Origin of the sequence: Halobellus captivus (assembly GCF_007655485.1) — an archaeon.
Taxonomy (GTDB): domain Archaea; phylum Halobacteriota; class Halobacteria; order Halobacteriales; family Haloferacaceae; genus Haloquadratum; species Haloquadratum captivum.
Genome location: NZ_VJXQ01000020.1, coordinates 1 through 1,166 on the forward strand (window position 1 = coordinate 1; position 1,166 = coordinate 1,166).

Genomic DNA, 1,166 nt, shown 5'->3' on the forward strand with positions numbered 1-1,166 from the left:
CGAGGGGACAACACTCGTCGTCGAACTCTCCGGAGAGGCCGACATCGACCAAGTCAATCTTATCCAACCGAACGGCGAGCTATTCGGGAAGCGTGACGTAGCCGCAGGTGCTCAACAGGTCTCGTTCGAGATCGGCACCGCGTATGCGCCCGGTGAGTACCGCGTACTCGCGTTGAAAGGCGAGGAGACAGTAGTTGAGACCACGACTGAACTCCGTCCAGAGATTCAGATACAGGATGTTGGACTCTATCGGAATAATCCAGATAAGCCGTGGGACGAAGTCTATGGTGAGAGCGAGACTGACCGGATCAAGAATGGCGAGGCATTCGTCACGGTAGAGAACACAGGAAGCGGTCCGGAAGCGATAACTGAACTAATCTTCTCCGGGGACGTTCCCAATCCAATTGAGAACCCCAGAGGTAGTGGAATGCACGAAACCGACCGGGTAGTAGTCTCCCCTGGTGAGACGGCCGACCTGTTCAGTAATTCGTTCCCGTTCGGTTCAGAGAGTGAAGACGGAATGGGGTGTTCCCCAGATGGTAACAGCGGGCAGTTCACGGTTATCGTTGAGACTCAGGTCAGTGGCAATCGGGTCACGAGTACCTACAATGTCCAGTATTCTGGGTCTGACGAGATGACAGACTGTGAGGTCACGATCACGGAGGCCTGACGATGGTTGATCTCATTGACGTCGTTCTTGAGGGTATCAAAGGCGTCGTTGATTGGTTCATCGGGCTCTTCATGGACGGTCTCAGGTCGGGGTATGAGAATCTGACTGAGGGAATGTTCGGAACCCCGACCCCAGAGACGAACGGAGCATTTGTCTTCGGTGAACCAACCAACGCACCCTGGCCAGCGATTCACGATGCTCTCATCGGCGGCGAAATCATGCTGGTTGCCCTCTTGCTCCTCGTGATGAGCGTTCAGGGCCGTCACACGGTTCGGATCTTCAATATTGGAAGTACCTACGAAGCCCGAAAAACGAAGAAGACGGCCTGGGTCGGTGCTTTTCTAATCATTACGTGGTATTGGGTTGGAACTCTCGCACTCTACCTCGTCGACGGGTTCACCATTGCACTAATGCCGGAGCTTTCCTCCGTAGCCTCGGCAATGCTTCAGTTCTTGGGCGCAGCCATCACAAACCCCGGACTGGGGCTATTGTTCGC

General features: G+C 54.7%; 1 protein-coding gene and 1 pseudogene. Both read left to right on the plus strand.

The genetic code is table 11. From position 1 onward, the window contains the following. Positions 1-670: hypothetical protein (locus FJT57_RS16320; RefSeq protein WP_144906897.1), on the plus strand; the 670-nt coding region annotated here is incomplete at its 5' end. A gap of 2 nt (positions 671-672) precedes the next feature. After that, positions 673-1,166: pseudogene (locus tag FJT57_RS16325) on the plus strand (hypothetical protein); the annotation flags it as partial.